The sequence below is a fragment of the Sphingomonas sp. Xoc002 genome (assembly GCF_050408055.1).
GTDB lineage: Bacteria > Pseudomonadota > Alphaproteobacteria > Sphingomonadales > Sphingomonadaceae > Sphingomonas > Sphingomonas yabuuchiae.
This window is the reverse complement of record NZ_CP191175.1, coordinates 1619717-1633174: the sequence shown is the minus strand read 5'-3', so window position 1 is coordinate 1633174 and position 13458 is coordinate 1619717. Positions and strand designations below refer to the sequence as shown.

The window sequence follows — 13458 nt, the reverse complement described above, 5'->3', positions numbered from 1 at the left end:
GAATTCGGCTAATTATTTTCTTTATTGTTCATAGCTATACCGACCGACATCGGTGTCAATCAAAATGCCGTGAGGGCACGGCGCCCGGTCAATCAACCGGGCGACTGTGCTTCCGCCGCCACACTTACCTCGCCATTCGCGACGGGACTCTGCGCATCGGTGGCGAGCGTCAGGCGATAACGGCCCGGCGCGACCGCCCAACCGCTGCCTGCGGTCCAGCGCGCGAGAATCCGGGGGTCGACGGGGATCGCCAGTTTCTTCGTCTCGCCCGGTGCCAGCGAAACCCGCTGGAACCCCGCCAGCCGCATCGGCCCCTGCCCCGTGCCCGTCAGATAGAGCTGCGGCACGACCACACCCTGGCGCTTGCCGATATTGGTCACGGCGACCCCCACGGCCGGAGCCGCGCCGCCCGTGAACCGGGCGGTGCCGAAGCGGAAGCGCGTGTAGCTGAGGCCATAGCCGAACGGATAAAGCGGCCGGTCGCCGCGCGCGGCGTACCAGCGGTACCCGACATTGCTTCCCTCCGAATAGTCGACCGGGAACGGGGCAAGATCGCCCGTATCGACGACGCCTGCGTTGCTGGACGCATCGGTCAGCGCGGTCACGCCAGCGGGCAGCACCGGCTTCGGCCGGGGCAGTTGCGCAGCGCTGACCGGAAAACTGATCGGCAGACGGCCCGAGGCGTCGACCTTGCCGGTCAGGACGCGGGCGATCGCCTCGCCGCCGCGCTGGCCGGGATACCAGGCCTGGACGATGCCTGCGACCTGATCCGCCCAAGGCATTAGGACCGGCCCGCCCGTCTCCAGCACGACGACGCTGCGCGGGTTGGCCTTGGCGACCGCCGCGATCAGCGCGTCTTGGTTATCGGGCAGCGACAGCGAGACCGCATCCTGCGCTTCGGTCTGCCATTGGGTCGCGAACACGATCGCGATATCGGCCGCCTTGGCCGCCGCTGCCGCAGCCACGGGATCGCGTCCGTCGACGAAGCTGACCTTCGCACCGGGGGCCAGTGCCTGCATCGCCCGCAGCGGCGAGGAGGCGTGATAGGTGATCCGCGCGAACGAGGCCGCCGCGCCCTTGGTCAGCGGGATTTCGATCGGCGCACCCCCGACCGAGCGAACCTGGCTCGATCCGCCGCCGGACAGGACGCCGACATCGGCATGGCCGCCGATCAGCACGATCCGCCGCGCGGTCGCGGCCAGCGGCAGGACGTCGCGGTCGTTCTTCAACAGCACGATGCCGGATTCTGCCGCGTGCTGCGCGACATCGGCATGGGCGGCATAGTCGATGGCCTGCGCGGTCGCTGGCGTCGGATCGTCGTACAGCCCGCTGGCGATGACGCCGGTCAGGATGCGCGTGACCATCTCATCCAGCCGCGCCTCGGGCACGCGACCGCTCGCGATCGCATCGGCCAGCGGTTTGCCGAAATAAATCTGCTTGTCGAGTTCCTGCCCGGATTCCTGATCCAGCCCGGCCAGCGCCGCCTTCTCGGTCGAATGGACGCCGCCCCAGTCGCTCATGACGAAGCCGGGATAGCGCCACTCGTCGCGCAGGACCTGCGTCAGCAGGAAGCGGTTCTCGCACGAATAGTCGCCATTGACCTTGTTATAGGCGCACATGACCGATCCCGGGCGTCCCCCGTCGATCGCGATCTTGAAGGCAAGCAGATCGCTTTCGCGCAATGCCTTCTCATCGATGCGCGCGTCGAGGATATTGCGCCCGGTCTCCTGCGCGTTCAGGGCATAATGCTTGACCGTCGACACGATATGCCGGGACTCGACACCGCGGATCGACTCGCCCGCCAGGATCCCGGCCAGCAGCGGGTCTTCCCCCAGATATTCGAAGTTCCGCCCATTCCATGCATCGCGCGTCAGGTTGACGCCGCCTGCCAGCAGCACGTTGAAGGTCTTGGCGCGCGCCTCCGCCCCGATCATCGCGCCTCCGGCATAGGCGATGGCGGGATCGAAACTGGCCGCCGTCGCCAGGCTGGACGGCAGGGCGGTGGCGGTGTCGCCCTTGCGCTGTTCGACCTGATTGGCGACGCCCAGGCTCGCGTCGCTCTCCCGCAGCGTCGGAATGCCCAGGCGCGGCACGCCTGGGACATAGCCGGCCGACGGGATCATGTCGGCATGGCGTTCCTTGGTCATCGGCGGGAACAGGCCGTGGACATAGGCCAGCTTCTCGTCGCGGGTCATCGCCTTGACCAGAGCGCGGGCGCGGTCGACCGCCGGAGCACCCTTGTCCCGCCATGCGCCCTCTGTCGCCTGCGGCTGCGACGGAGCCTGCTGCGCCGACACGGCGACCGGCGCGGCCCCCGCAAGAAGCGCGACGATAAGGGCGTGACGATAGGACATGGCGGCGCTCCGAACAGGGGTTGGGAAACCGAATCGAGGCGCATGGGCCACGTGAACATGCGCGACGCGCATCGCCGACGTGATGATCCTCTCCCGATCTTCCCGTTTTCGACGACCGTTGTCGGCAAGACTGACAACGATGTCAACGCTCAATCGGCCACCGTCGTTTCAGCGGCTTCTATGCTCCGCGAGGAGCCCTGCACCCGATTGCAAAAGGCGACGGCGTGTGGGACGCTTTTGCGTGATACGGCGCACCTCACCGGCGCGACCGATCCGCCAGGCCGCTCTTTGTCTTTCGACCGGATGTTTCATGAAGGCGCTCACTATCAAGGACGTGGCCCGACAGGCCGGCGTTTCTCCCAAGACCGTTTCCCGTGTCATCAACGGTGAAGCGCATGTCCGCCCGGCGGTACGCGATGCCGTGGCGCGCGTCGTGGCGGAGATGAATTATCAGCCCAACGCCTTTGCCCGCAGCCTGTCGAGCGCACGGTCCTTCCTGATCGGCCTGTTCTTCGACGATCCGGCCTGCAGCTATGCCAATGACGTGCTGCTTGGTGCCCTCGACCGCGCGCGATCGCTGGGCCGCCACGTCGTCATCGAAACCGTGGCGCTCCATCTGCTGGATTGGCAGGCGCGGCTGGAGGAAAGCCTTGTCGGGTTGAAACTGGGCGGCGCGATCCTGACGCCGCCGATCTGCGATTGCGAGGAACTGATCGCCATTTTCGAGCGGCATGGCGTGCCGTTGGTCCGGATCGCGCCGGGCAGCGATGTCGATCGCACCCCCCATGTCAGGATCGACGACCGCGCCGCAGCACGTACCATGACGGAGCATCTGATCCGGCTTGGCCACCGCGACATCGCCTTCATCAAGGGCAACCCGACCCATCATTCCGCTCACCGCCGTTGGCTCGGCTTTCAGGATGCCTTGAATGCCGCCAATTTGGCATTCGATGAGCGGCAGGTTTTCCAGGGCGACTTCACCTTCCGATCCGGTATCGTCGCGGCCGAAGCCCTGCTTCATGGCGCGCATCGACCCAGCGCCATCTTCGCGAGCAACGACGAGATGGCGCTCGGCGTGCTCGTCGCCGCGATGCGGGCGCAGATCGCCGTACCGCAGGAGTTGGCCATTGCGGGGTTCGATGATGCCCAACTGGCCCGCATGGCCTGGCCACAACTGACGACGATCCGGCAACCCAATAGCGAGATGGCGGCGGCAGCCGTCAGCCTGCTTGCGGAGTGCAGCGATGGTCCCAGTGGTGCGACATCCTCGATCGAACTCCCCTATGAACTGATGGTCCGGGCCAGCTCCTTCGACGCGTGATGGCGTAGCGCGAATGCCAGAACCGGAAGGTAGCAAAGGCCTGGCAGAAGCAAGGCAGGGATTAGGCCGAAACGATCGGCCAATAGCCCGGTTAGCAGCGGGATGATCGCGCCCCCCACCACGGCAATGCAGAGAACCATTCCCCCAACGGGCGCACGATCCGCCTGCGGCGGGAGCGCAATGACGTAGATGGTGGGATACATGATCGAATTGAATAACCCGATCGACAGAAGAGCGGCAGCAGCGATCGAGCCATGTCCCATCATGGCGGCCAGTACCAGGGCCGCCGCGCTCGCCGCAGCCGAAGCTAGCAGGCGTGTCGGAGGCACTTGTCGAAGCATGGCGGCTCCTGCGAACCGCCCAATCATCGCCCCGCCCCAGTAAAGGGCAACCGACCGCGCGGCAACGACGGGGTTCCAAGCTCCTGCATGCGCTGTCATCAGGAAGTCGGTCAGCAAGGCGCCGATTGTCACCTCGGCCCCCACATAAGCGAAAATGGCAACGGCGCCGCCCTGCAACCGCCGATCACGCAGTGCTGAACGCCATCCGCCAGCTAGGCTACCCCCGGCATCCGGACCAAGCCCGGATAGCAGCGAGCGGTTTTGCAGGAAGGCAAAGGCCAGAGCGGCCAGCACTAGTGCGGCAAAGCCGAAGGAAAGCCCGGGTAGGCCTGAACCCGTTTGATGCCCGGGCGCGGTAGCTATCAAAGTCGTCGCCCCGATCAGTGGCCCAACTACCGTACCCAACGAATTAAAACCCTGCAGCAGGTTCATCCGCATCGCCGCCCGGCGGGGATCCCCAACCACCGTCATCACATTGTTGCCCGCGATCTGCAAAAACGTCGCCCCAGTTGCGATGCAGGTCAGCGACAGCAGCACGCCTATATAGTGTTGGCCACCCAGACCGGCGATAAGCAACGCGCAACCAACCGCCATGAGTACAAGGCCAACGGCGCTAGCACGCATATATCCTCGACGCGCAACAAACGCCGCCACGGGTGCAGCGAACACCAGATAACTTGAGAAAGAGGCAAACTGGATTGCCCCGGCCTGCGCATAGTTTAGCTCCCACGCCAACCGCACCCGAGGAACTAGCAGGCTGACCGACGAGGCGACAAAGCCGCCTATGAAGAAAACGCCGAGCGAAAGGCGGAAAAGTCTCGCCGCAATCTGGTCGGATGGGCCGTTAGTGGGCGATACGTGGCTCATAGTCTGCTGCTATCAGTGCAGGGACCCTGTTCGCTAGCCTTGATCGCGGGTGCTTCCCAACGGCGAGCAAGGCAAAGCATTCAGTCTGGCTTATGGTGGATCATATTGATGATAAGCCAGTCTGGCTCAGACATCCGCCTTGAGGACCTGTTCGCCATCGTTGATTGGAACGAGTGTCAGGATAAGGCATTCCGTGGTCCGCCTACGATGGAACAAGCGTTACACAAACCATCAACGGAAACTGACTCCAATTCGTACCAACCGATAAGCGTCCGCCATTGAGCGAAAATAGCCACCCTGTTCCGCCGTCACGACCCAGAAACGGCCATTCCGGACGCCCTGCCCCCTTCCCAATTTCTGTCATTCGTTCATCTCCCGATTACAGAGAACGGGCGCACCCGGGCCAGCCAACCGGCTCTCTAGAATGATTTCAGGGGAGCACGTCAGACACGTCTTGCAAAATAGTGGCAATTGAGGGCAGCTTTCCAACCATAAAGGGATTGGGAGCATGTAGAATGCTTGGCCGCGTGATTGCTGCGTCATTGATGACTATGGCCTCGCCATCATCGTTGGTCGATAATCCCAGCCCCGCTAACTTACCATTGCAGGCTGTCGCGCCAGCGCCCTTACCGAAAATTTTCAAGTCGAAGCTGCGCCACATCGAATGCAGCTCCATCCCTGGCGCGGATTCGCTGTTCAGAAGCAGCCATTTGCGCTGGGTCGTCGTTGGCGAGGTTCACGGCACAAATGAGGCACCACAGATTTTTGCTGATCTAGCTTGCCTCGCGGCGAACTCCGAACCTGTGGTCGTTGCGGTCGAAAAGGCGGCCGTAGAGCAACCCGCCATCGACGAGTTTATAGCTTCAGATGGCAGCTCACAGGCGGTGAAACGGTTTTCCGCAAGCAAGATGTGGAACGAGCCGTTGCCGGACGGTAGGTCCAGCCAGAGTTACTTTCGGCTTTTTCAACGACTGCGTGAATTGCGGGCGGCGGGCCGAGTGAAGAGCGTCATAGCCTTCCAGCCTAATTTCAGTTTCCGACCAGGCGAATATAGCGACGCGAAATACGAGAATGCACTCGCGTCGTCACTGATCAGCCGCGTGCCTCAAGGCTTGCGAGCGCTAGTGCTGGTTGGGAATTCCCACGCACAGTCGATTTCTCCCTCGTGGGCAAAGTCACCGTATCTTCCCATGGCTGGCTATCTCCCCGCAGATAGGACTGTTACGCTGGAGGCTCGGTCAGCCGGGGGATCTGCTTGGAATTGCGCTGGCGATGATTGCGGTGCACATGCCGTGGGATCGACAGGCGAGGGGCCAAAACGTAGTATAACTATGGATGCCCCCGGCGGCCTTTATGCTGGAGCGCTGAACTTGGGACTCAGGCTGACAGCCTCCCCTCCGCAGGTGTCGGCGGCATCAAGAGTAAGCCCCTAGCAGTATTCCGGCGGAGACGACCCATAATCGGTCATTGGGGGCGTCTCTCCTGCTTCCCATCTTTTGCCATTCGTTCATATCGGAAACAGCTCATCATCCATGGCCGCGCTAGACGGATGAACGGCCGGCGTTGGTGGTTAGCGGACGTAGAGCGGTCGACGCGCAAACGTGCTTAAGATTGCGAGGAGCGTCACCAAGATTGCACTTGACGCAATGTACGGCCCTAAGTGCGACGAGTTCGTCAAGAAGCCAATCACAATGTACGAACCTGCCAAGCTTAGAGGTGGCATCGCGCGAGAGCGGGTGAACAATAGCGTAAGAAGGCTACCCAGCGCCCCTAAAGCAAAGATAGCGCGCATCATCGAAACCAAGCTGGCATTGAACGGCCAAACGTTCGTGAGTTCGAAAATGAGCCAGCCGACGATAAGAAGCACGATGGCTAAAGCGATGCAGGTCAGGCGTGCCATGCCTCCAACTTGCCACGCGCCCCAGATGTCCGCAATTGGGGGATAGCGGGCATTGAATTAGCTGGCACCTGGCCGCTCGACGATCCTTTCGCGGAATGCGAGCGCGGGTTCATCGGGACAATCGAAGACCTCGATAGCGATACGGATTGCCCCATCTGTTTCCGCCACCCACTCGTAGCTATCGCTGACATCGAGCAGGCCGATCTCCGTTGGGAGCGAAGTAGTTTCGCCACACGGTAGCGGCCCACGCCGACGAATAGCAATGGCGAGATCGTGCCAAGGGAGTTTGCCCAGCATTGCCAGCCACTCGTCGGCCAGCCTGCCCGCAATGCATTCCCGTGACGTCATCGCGATTTTATAGGCGGTCGCTCCTGACGTCCGCAACTGGGCGTTAGCGGAAGTTAGCTTTAACTCGCGTCCTGGAGCACGGTTAGCGAGATCGCACCATATCGAAGCACGTACGGTGCTTCAGCGAGTTCTCCGACCGGCAGTTCGCCGCCGAAAAAGGCGACGTAGCAGTCAAACATTCCGATCCCCGCATCGAGCCAGCAATGGACCACCACGCCGAACTCAGAGGTGGTCTGGTCATCGTCGTTGACCAAGCTGTCGAGCCGGACGCGAGTGCCAGGCTCAAGGTAGCGATCTGCTTTTCCCGCATCAGCTAAAACGGTCATTGTGTATCCCTGGGCGGCGAGGTCCGATCGACGTGGCTCAGCGAATGTCAGCTGTTGAGCGGTAGCGGATCGCAAGTTTGTAGTAAATGCAGGCGTTTACGGCTCGTAAAAAGTGCTACCTTTGTTTGGCGCAGAACGAAGTTGATGAATGCCGATCCGGCGACCCTCTTCAATTGACAATGCGGGTGCTTCGCTATCCCAGATCGAAGCTGACACCCCTATGGTGAACTCCCGCATTAGGCGCGAAAGCACCTTCTGCGCGGCTTGCTCTTGAGTAGGGGCATAGGCGTGGCGTGTCGTGAAAAACCCGCGCACGCCGTCTCCATGCCGCAGATCACGACCATGGACCATGAAGCGGTAGAACGGCATGGACCGTTGTGTCGACAATTTGGTAGATGTCCGCAAGCGGGCGGGAGCTGCCGCCCTCCCCTTCGCCACGACGACCCACTTTTAGCCGTTCAGTCTACCTTTCCCGCCTTCCAACATCCGACACCCATTCATCGAACTGCAGGCTCCCGCTGGGCGGAGGAGCAGACGGCAAGCGCGTTGCTCTCGCGTCAGGTGATAAATTTCGTCAGACCGCTAACTGAATAGGGCTTGCGCAACAAAGGGAAGCCGTGGTCCTGCTGCTCCGCTAGCGCATCGCTATAGCCGGTGGTGAGTACGACAGGCATCGCTGGCCAGCGATCGCGGATACGGAGGGCAAGGTCCAGGCCGTTGATGCCGGGCATGATGACGTCGCTGAAGACGAAGTCGATCTTTTCGTGCGCACGCTCAAGCAGCGCGAGGGCGTCCTCGCCACTCTGTACCCAAGTGACGATCTGCCCCAGTTCCTCAAGTAGGCTCCGCGCGAACTGGCCGACGGCCTCATTGTCCTCGACGAGCAGGATACGCCGAGTGACCGCGGCGTGTTTCGGAATGTCGGACACGGCGTGGACCAGTTGCATGCCTGCCGCGAAAGGGAGGTAAAGCGTGAAGGCCGTCCCGATACCGACTTGGCTCTCGACATCGACGTCGCCCCCGGACTGTTTGGCAAAGCCGTGCACCTGACTAAGCCCCAAACCGGTACCCTTGTTCATGGGTTTGGTGGTGAAGAACGGCTCGAAGATATTCTTCATCGTGTCCGGTGCGATGCCGCTGCCGTTGTCTGAGACACGTAGCGCTACGAAGCGGCCGCTCGCCGGGCCGTGACCGCGCACGGCGGGCAAGCCGTCGACGGTCGCACTGGCCAGCGTCAGCGTACCGCCCGCCGGCATCGCATCGCGGGCGTTGATGACGAGGTTCAGCAACGCAGTTTCGAACTGATTGCGATCCGCGTTGACGATCGCAGCCTCGCCCGGCTCTATCGCGATGACGATCGAGGAGCCGACGCTCGTCTCAATCAGCGGACGCATCTCCAGAACGCGCGCACTGACGTCGAAAACCTCAGGCCGCAACGGCTGCCGACGTGAAAAGGCGAGCAGTTGAGAGGTTAGGGCCGCAGCACGATCGGCAGTCTCCGAGATCGCTTCGACATAGCGGTCGCGCTTTCCGGGCGATAGCGTCGGGACGCGCAGCAAGTCGGCGGACGAGCGAATGATCGTGAGCAGATTGTTGAAATCATGCGCGACACCGCCCGTCAGCCGACCGACCGCCTCCATCTTCTGCGCCTGCGCCATCGCCTCGCGCGCACGCTCGACATCCTGCTGCGCCTGCCAGCGCTCGGTGAGGTCGCGCGTAATTTTCGCAAAGCCGATCAGCGTACCCCGGCCGTCGACGATGGGCGCGATCAGCACACCGGCGCGAAAACGCGCGCCGCCTTTGCGTACCCGCCACGCCTCAACCTCATACTTGCCTTGCTCGATCGCTACCTGCAGGGCGCGTGTCGGCTCGCCGCTCTGCAGATCCTCCTCGGTGTAAAATGTCGAGAAATGTGTGCCGATGATCTCGTCGGCACGATACCCCTTGATCGCCTGCGCGCCGCGATTCCAGTTGGTGACGAAGCCGTTGGGGTCGAGCATGTAGATGGCATAGTCTTTCACGCCCTGCACCAGCAGGCTGAACCGCTGCTCGCTTTCCCGCAGGGCCTGCTGCGCCTCCTGCTTGTCGGTTATATCGCGCGTGACCTTGGCAAAACCGATCAGCGTCCCCTGGTCGTCACGCACTGGGTCGATCACCACGCTGGTCCAGAAGCGCGTGCCGTCCTTGCGCAGCCGCCACCCCTCTGCCTCGAAAACGCCCTCGGCCGCCGCGATCTGCAGCGCACGGGCCGGGAGGCCGGCGGCGCGATCATCGTCGGTATAGAAGCGTGAAAAATGCTGCCCGATGATCTCTTGGGCGGTGTATCCCTTGAACCGCTCGGCTCCGGCATTCCAGCTCGCGACATGACCTTCGCGATCCAGAAGATAGATTGCATAATCCCTGATCGAATTGACCAGCCGCTCGAACCGGTCCGAACCTCGGAGCTCCGCCGGGATTTGCTGTTCGTTCACGTCAGACGTCTCGGTAGATCCAGATTTGCCCATGACCGATCGGGCGCTAAGCCCCGACCGATCAACGAGGAATATCAAGGGTCAGTCTGACTGTCATATGTCTGGATCAACTTCTCGCCCACGTGACGCGAACCGGCTGAGCCGACCCAATCCCGGCCGTTTGAAACACCTGTCAGCTTCTTTACAGGCTGCCATTCGTTCATGCTGCCAATGCCAATACAGCCAAGGCCAACCTGCCGCCTAAAAGCCACTCATGGAAATCACGGTGGTTCGAAGCGAAACCCTCAAGTCTGCATCGCTGACAGAGCAATTTCACGGAAGCGCGCAACCAACGGATGCAATTCGCCTCGTCGGTAGGCGATCTGAAGTTCGGTGCGGTCGAATGTGCCTGTAACCGGTATTGCCGCGACGCCCTGCGGACAGCCTCGCGCGGCTAGGGCTGGTGCTATCGTTATGCCCAAACCGGCTTCAACCAATCCGACGACGGAAAGCCAGGCGCTGGCCTCCTGAACGACGGCAGGCGAAAAGCCCGCCCCGCTGCAAAGACCGATGATCGTATCGTACAATTCCGGCGCGCCCATTCGGGGAAACAGGATGAAATCGTCGCCCGCCAAGTCGCTGATCGCCAGGTCCGCTCGCCCGGCAAGCGGGTGCGACCCCGGCAACACGGCCACCAAGCCGTCACGGTAAAGTGTCTCGACCATGATATCCTTCGCGGGGAACGGCCCGCGAACGATGGCGGCATCGAGGGTGCCAAGGCGTATGGCAGCAGCGATGTCGACTCCGTCGCGGTCGTCGATCTGCAAGCTCACGTCAGGCAAGGCTAGGCGAAGGTCTCGGACAATGATCGGCAGGACACCCACGGCAGACGATGCCGCAAAGCCGATGCGCAGGGTTCCGGCCGCCCCAATTGCCGTCCTCCTGACCATATCGACGATACGATCCCGCCTGGCGATCAACGCGCGGGCTTCGACGAGCAGCGCCATACCGGCGGATGTCAATGAGACGTGGCGGCTGGTACGATGGAGCAGGGCGACACCCAAATCGCGTTCGAGACGCAGGATTTGCTGGCTGAACGGCGGTTGCGACATACCCGACCTGGCGGCAGCCCGGCCGAAATGCAGCTCCTCGGCAACCGACACGAACAACTGCAGTTGGCGTAGGTCTATCATGATCGTTTCTATCTCGATAAGGCTTCAACGATATATTGGTATTATCGGAATAGCGCGAGCTAGAGCGGGATCATGATCCGCCTGTTCTGCTTAGCCGTCGCCGTTTCCCTGGAATTATCGGGCTTCATCGCGGCCCAATCGCTCGACGATACCGCCTCGCGGCTCGATCGTGCCGCGCGGGTCGAGGCTTGGCCGCGAGCCATCCGCGACAGCATGGTCGCACCGCGCTGGCTACAGCATGGCGAACAGCTCGTGTTCTGGGACGCGATCGGCCCGATGGCCGGAACCTGGGTAATGGTCGATGCTGAGCGGCGGAAACGCCGTCCGATCATCACCCCCGTCAGACTGCATAAGCAGCTGGCCGCGCTGACAGGGCACGATGCGGCACTTCCTGAGCAGATGCCGTTTGTCCTGACGCCGGACGAGCGTGGCCTGGTTTTCGACTATGCTAGCAATGGATTTCGGCTCGATTTTGCAAAGCCGGACGTCCGACGCATCGAAAAGGGCGGGATGGACGCACGGCACCTGGCAGGAGGGATCATATCACCCAGCCGCGACCGGATTGTATTACAACAGGGCGAGGGATTTGCGGTATTCGACGTGGCGGGCCGTACCGTGATAGAGCGTACCGGGACATCCGATCTTGCATGGGAGCTGCCCGAACAGCCCTGGTCACCCGACGGCCGGCTGGCCGTCTGGCTGATCGACAGCCGCATGGTGCACCATATTCCGGTCGTCGATTACACCGCCGCGAGCGAACAGGTGGTAATGGTCCCCTATCCCAAAGTAGGTACGCCGATCGCCAGCGCGCGGCTGCATCTGTTCGATCCGGCCAGCGGCGAATTGCGGGAAGTGTCAAACGGTCAGGACGAGGGATATGACTGGCTGGCTGATTGGCGTAGCGACGGCGCCGCGCTCGTCCTCCATCTCGCGCGTGACGGCAAACGGCTCGACCTCCTGTCGATCGGACGTGACGGGCGGGTTCGGCGGCTTCTTCGGGAGGAACGGCGGGACACCAAAGTCGCGGACCTTAATTTCGCGGTCGGCGGCTGGCGTGAGCAGGTCGTGCCGCTTGCGGCGGGGCACGGGTTCCTGTGGATGTCGGAGCGTGATGGGTGGCGGCATGTCTACCATTATGACGACGCTGGTCGCCTGATTCTTCAGGTGACACGCGGCGCGTTTCCCGTCGTCCGGGTGGATGGCGTGAGCGATGACGGCACGCTGTTGGTGACGGCCGCCGATCCTGCCGCGCCCTATGACGAACGCCTGTATCGCGGAAACCTGAAGGGTAACGCGTTGCGCCCCGTGGCGGTCGACCGCGGCGTCCACATGGCACTATCTTCGCCATCGGGCCGGTATCTGGTCGACAGCCACTCATCATGGACCAGCCCCCGCAGGCGGGACCTGATCCGCTCCGATGGCACCGGCCGGACGCCGCTGACGATCGCCGATTCGAGGGCTGTTGCCGCGACCGGCTATGCTCCCCCTGAGCCGATCCGCACTCTGGCGGCTGACGGCGTGACATCGCTCCACGGCGCGCTGTATCACCCGTTCGGGTTCGATCCGACGCGACGCTATCCGGTCGTCGCCTACATCTATGGCGGTCCGTTCGGGACGGTTCTCTCACGCACCTACACCGGCAACACGATGATGCGCCGCGCCGAGGCGCTGGCCGCCGCTGGTTTTGTTGTCGTCGCGATCGACGTGCGGGGAAGCGCAGGCCGCAGCAAGGCGTTTAGCGATGCGACCTATGGCAAGATCGGTCAGAGTGAGATTTCGGACTATGTGACAGGGTTGCACCAACTCGCCAAGACGCGGCCCTGGATGGACCTTACCCGAGTCGGCATCCACGGTCACAGCTGGGGCGGTTATTTTGCAATCCGCGCGATGTTGGCGTCACCGGACTTCTTCAAAGCCGGCTACGCCGGTGCTCCGGGCGCGCTTGATGAGGATGCGTTGGTCAACGAACCGGACATGGGCCGGATTGCCGACAACCCCGGCGGCTATGCCGCAGGCTCAAACCTTGCGCTTGCCGAGCATTTGTCGGGGCCGCTGCGGATCATGCACGGCACGGCCGACGTGAACGCGCCATTGTCGAGCAGTATGCGGATGGTCGATGCGCTGATCCGCGCGAATAAGCCGGTCGAGCAGCTGGTAATGCCTGGCGTCGCTCATGATCCGGAAGGACCGGCCGGAGCCTATTACCGGGACGACGTGATCCGCTTTTTCGTGCGTACGCTGGCATTCCCGTCAACGGATGGTGCCTATAAGCCTACGTAAAACCGCCGCTGCGACGACCCAATATCAGCCATTCAACGGCGCGCGGCCCCCTCCTGAAAGCGGACGCTCGTTAATTGC

Annotated in this window: 11 protein-coding genes; 2 read left to right on the top strand and 9 right to left on the bottom strand. The window is 62.3% G+C overall.

What is annotated here, in order from left to right:
* Positions 1 to 92 precede the first annotated feature (92 nt).
* Positions 93 to 2354: a beta-glucosidase family protein gene (locus ACQR50_RS07340; protein ID WP_428970408.1), complete on the bottom strand. Its 2262-nt coding sequence runs from the start codon at positions 2352 to 2354 to the stop codon at positions 93 to 95.
* 310 nt (positions 2355 to 2664) lie between these two features.
* Here ACQR50_RS07340 and ACQR50_RS07335 point away from each other — a divergent pair, with 310 nt between their 5' ends.
* Positions 2665 to 3675 carry a LacI family DNA-binding transcriptional regulator gene (locus ACQR50_RS07335; protein WP_428970407.1) on the top strand — a complete coding sequence of 337 codons (1011 nt, stop codon included), beginning with the start codon at positions 2665 to 2667 and terminating at the stop codon, positions 3673 to 3675.
* Here ACQR50_RS07335 and ACQR50_RS07330 read toward each other — a convergent pair.
* From ACQR50_RS07330 to ACQR50_RS07295, 8 genes are all read right to left on the bottom strand, one after another.
* Positions 3636 to 4883, bottom strand: a complete 1248-nt coding sequence (locus tag ACQR50_RS07330) for an MFS transporter (protein WP_428970406.1) — start codon at positions 4881 to 4883, stop codon at positions 3636 to 3638. The two genes, ACQR50_RS07335 and ACQR50_RS07330, sit on opposite strands and share 40 nt — an antisense overlap.
* 430 nt (positions 4884 to 5313) lie before the next feature.
* Positions 5314 to 5559, bottom strand: a complete 246-nt coding sequence (locus ACQR50_RS07325) for a hypothetical protein (protein WP_428970405.1) — start codon at positions 5557 to 5559, stop codon at positions 5314 to 5316.
* 894 nt (positions 5560 to 6453) lie between these two features.
* Positions 6454 to 6783, bottom strand: coding sequence for a hypothetical protein (locus tag ACQR50_RS07320; protein WP_428970404.1), 330 nt, complete (start codon positions 6781 to 6783; stop codon positions 6454 to 6456).
* 57 nt (positions 6784 to 6840) lie between these two features.
* Entirely contained in the window at positions 6841 to 7131 is a 291-nt protein-coding gene (locus tag ACQR50_RS07315) for a hypothetical protein (protein ID WP_428970403.1), read from the bottom strand.
* A 59-nt stretch (positions 7132 to 7190) separates the two neighbouring features.
* Positions 7191 to 7457: a hypothetical protein gene (locus tag ACQR50_RS07310; protein ID WP_428970402.1), complete on the bottom strand. Its 267-nt coding sequence runs from the start codon at positions 7455 to 7457 to the stop codon at positions 7191 to 7193.
* A 96-nt stretch (positions 7458 to 7553) separates the two neighbouring features.
* On the bottom strand, positions 7554 to 7826 hold the full coding sequence (locus tag ACQR50_RS07305; protein WP_428970401.1) for a hypothetical protein: 273 nt from the start codon (positions 7824 to 7826) through the stop codon (positions 7554 to 7556).
* 188 nt (positions 7827 to 8014) lie between these two features.
* Complete coding sequence (locus tag ACQR50_RS07300) at positions 8015 to 9928, bottom strand: PAS domain S-box protein (RefSeq protein WP_428970400.1); 1914 nt, start codon at positions 9926 to 9928, stop codon at positions 8015 to 8017.
* A 284-nt stretch (positions 9929 to 10212) separates the two neighbouring features.
* Entirely contained in the window at positions 10213 to 11100 is an 888-nt protein-coding gene (locus ACQR50_RS07295; protein WP_428970399.1) for a LysR family transcriptional regulator, read from the bottom strand.
* Positions 11101 to 11172: 72 nt separating this feature from the next.
* On the opposite strand from ACQR50_RS07295, the gene ACQR50_RS07290 reads away from it, so the two are divergent.
* Positions 11173 to 13380, top strand: coding sequence for a prolyl oligopeptidase family serine peptidase (locus ACQR50_RS07290; RefSeq protein ID WP_428970398.1), 2208 nt, complete (start codon positions 11173 to 11175; stop codon positions 13378 to 13380).
* Positions 13381 to 13458 lie beyond the last annotated feature (78 nt).

What these genes read in the sequence shown, in the direction of transcription:
- ACQR50_RS07305 (WP_428970401.1), bottom strand. Translation starts at nt 7,826, where the DNA reads ATGCCGTTCTACCGCTTCATGGTCCATGGTCGTGATCTGCGGCATGGA.
- ACQR50_RS07340 (WP_428970408.1), bottom strand. Translation starts at nt 2,354, where the DNA reads ATGTCCTATCGTCACGCCCTTATCGTCGCGCTTCTTGCGGGGGCCGCG.
- ACQR50_RS07335 (WP_428970407.1), top strand. Translation starts at nt 2,665, where the DNA reads ATGAAGGCGCTCACTATCAAGGACGTGGCCCGACAGGCCGGCGTTTCT.
- ACQR50_RS07315 (WP_428970403.1), bottom strand. Translation starts at nt 7,131, where the DNA reads ATGACGTCACGGGAATGCATTGCGGGCAGGCTGGCCGACGAGTGGCTG.
- ACQR50_RS07330 (WP_428970406.1), bottom strand. Translation starts at nt 4,883, where the DNA reads ATGAGCCACGTATCGCCCACTAACGGCCCATCCGACCAGATTGCGGCG.
- ACQR50_RS07310 (WP_428970402.1), bottom strand. Translation starts at nt 7,457, where the DNA reads ATGACCGTTTTAGCTGATGCGGGAAAAGCAGATCGCTACCTTGAGCCT.
- ACQR50_RS07325 (WP_428970405.1), bottom strand. Translation starts at nt 5,559, where the DNA reads ATGGAGCTGCATTCGATGTGGCGCAGCTTCGACTTGAAAATTTTCGGT.
- ACQR50_RS07290 (WP_428970398.1), top strand. Translation starts at nt 11,173, where the DNA reads ATGATCCGCCTGTTCTGCTTAGCCGTCGCCGTTTCCCTGGAATTATCG.
- ACQR50_RS07320 (WP_428970404.1), bottom strand. Translation starts at nt 6,783, where the DNA reads ATGGCACGCCTGACCTGCATCGCTTTAGCCATCGTGCTTCTTATCGTC.
- ACQR50_RS07295 (WP_428970399.1), bottom strand. Translation starts at nt 11,100, where the DNA reads ATGATAGACCTACGCCAACTGCAGTTGTTCGTGTCGGTTGCCGAGGAG.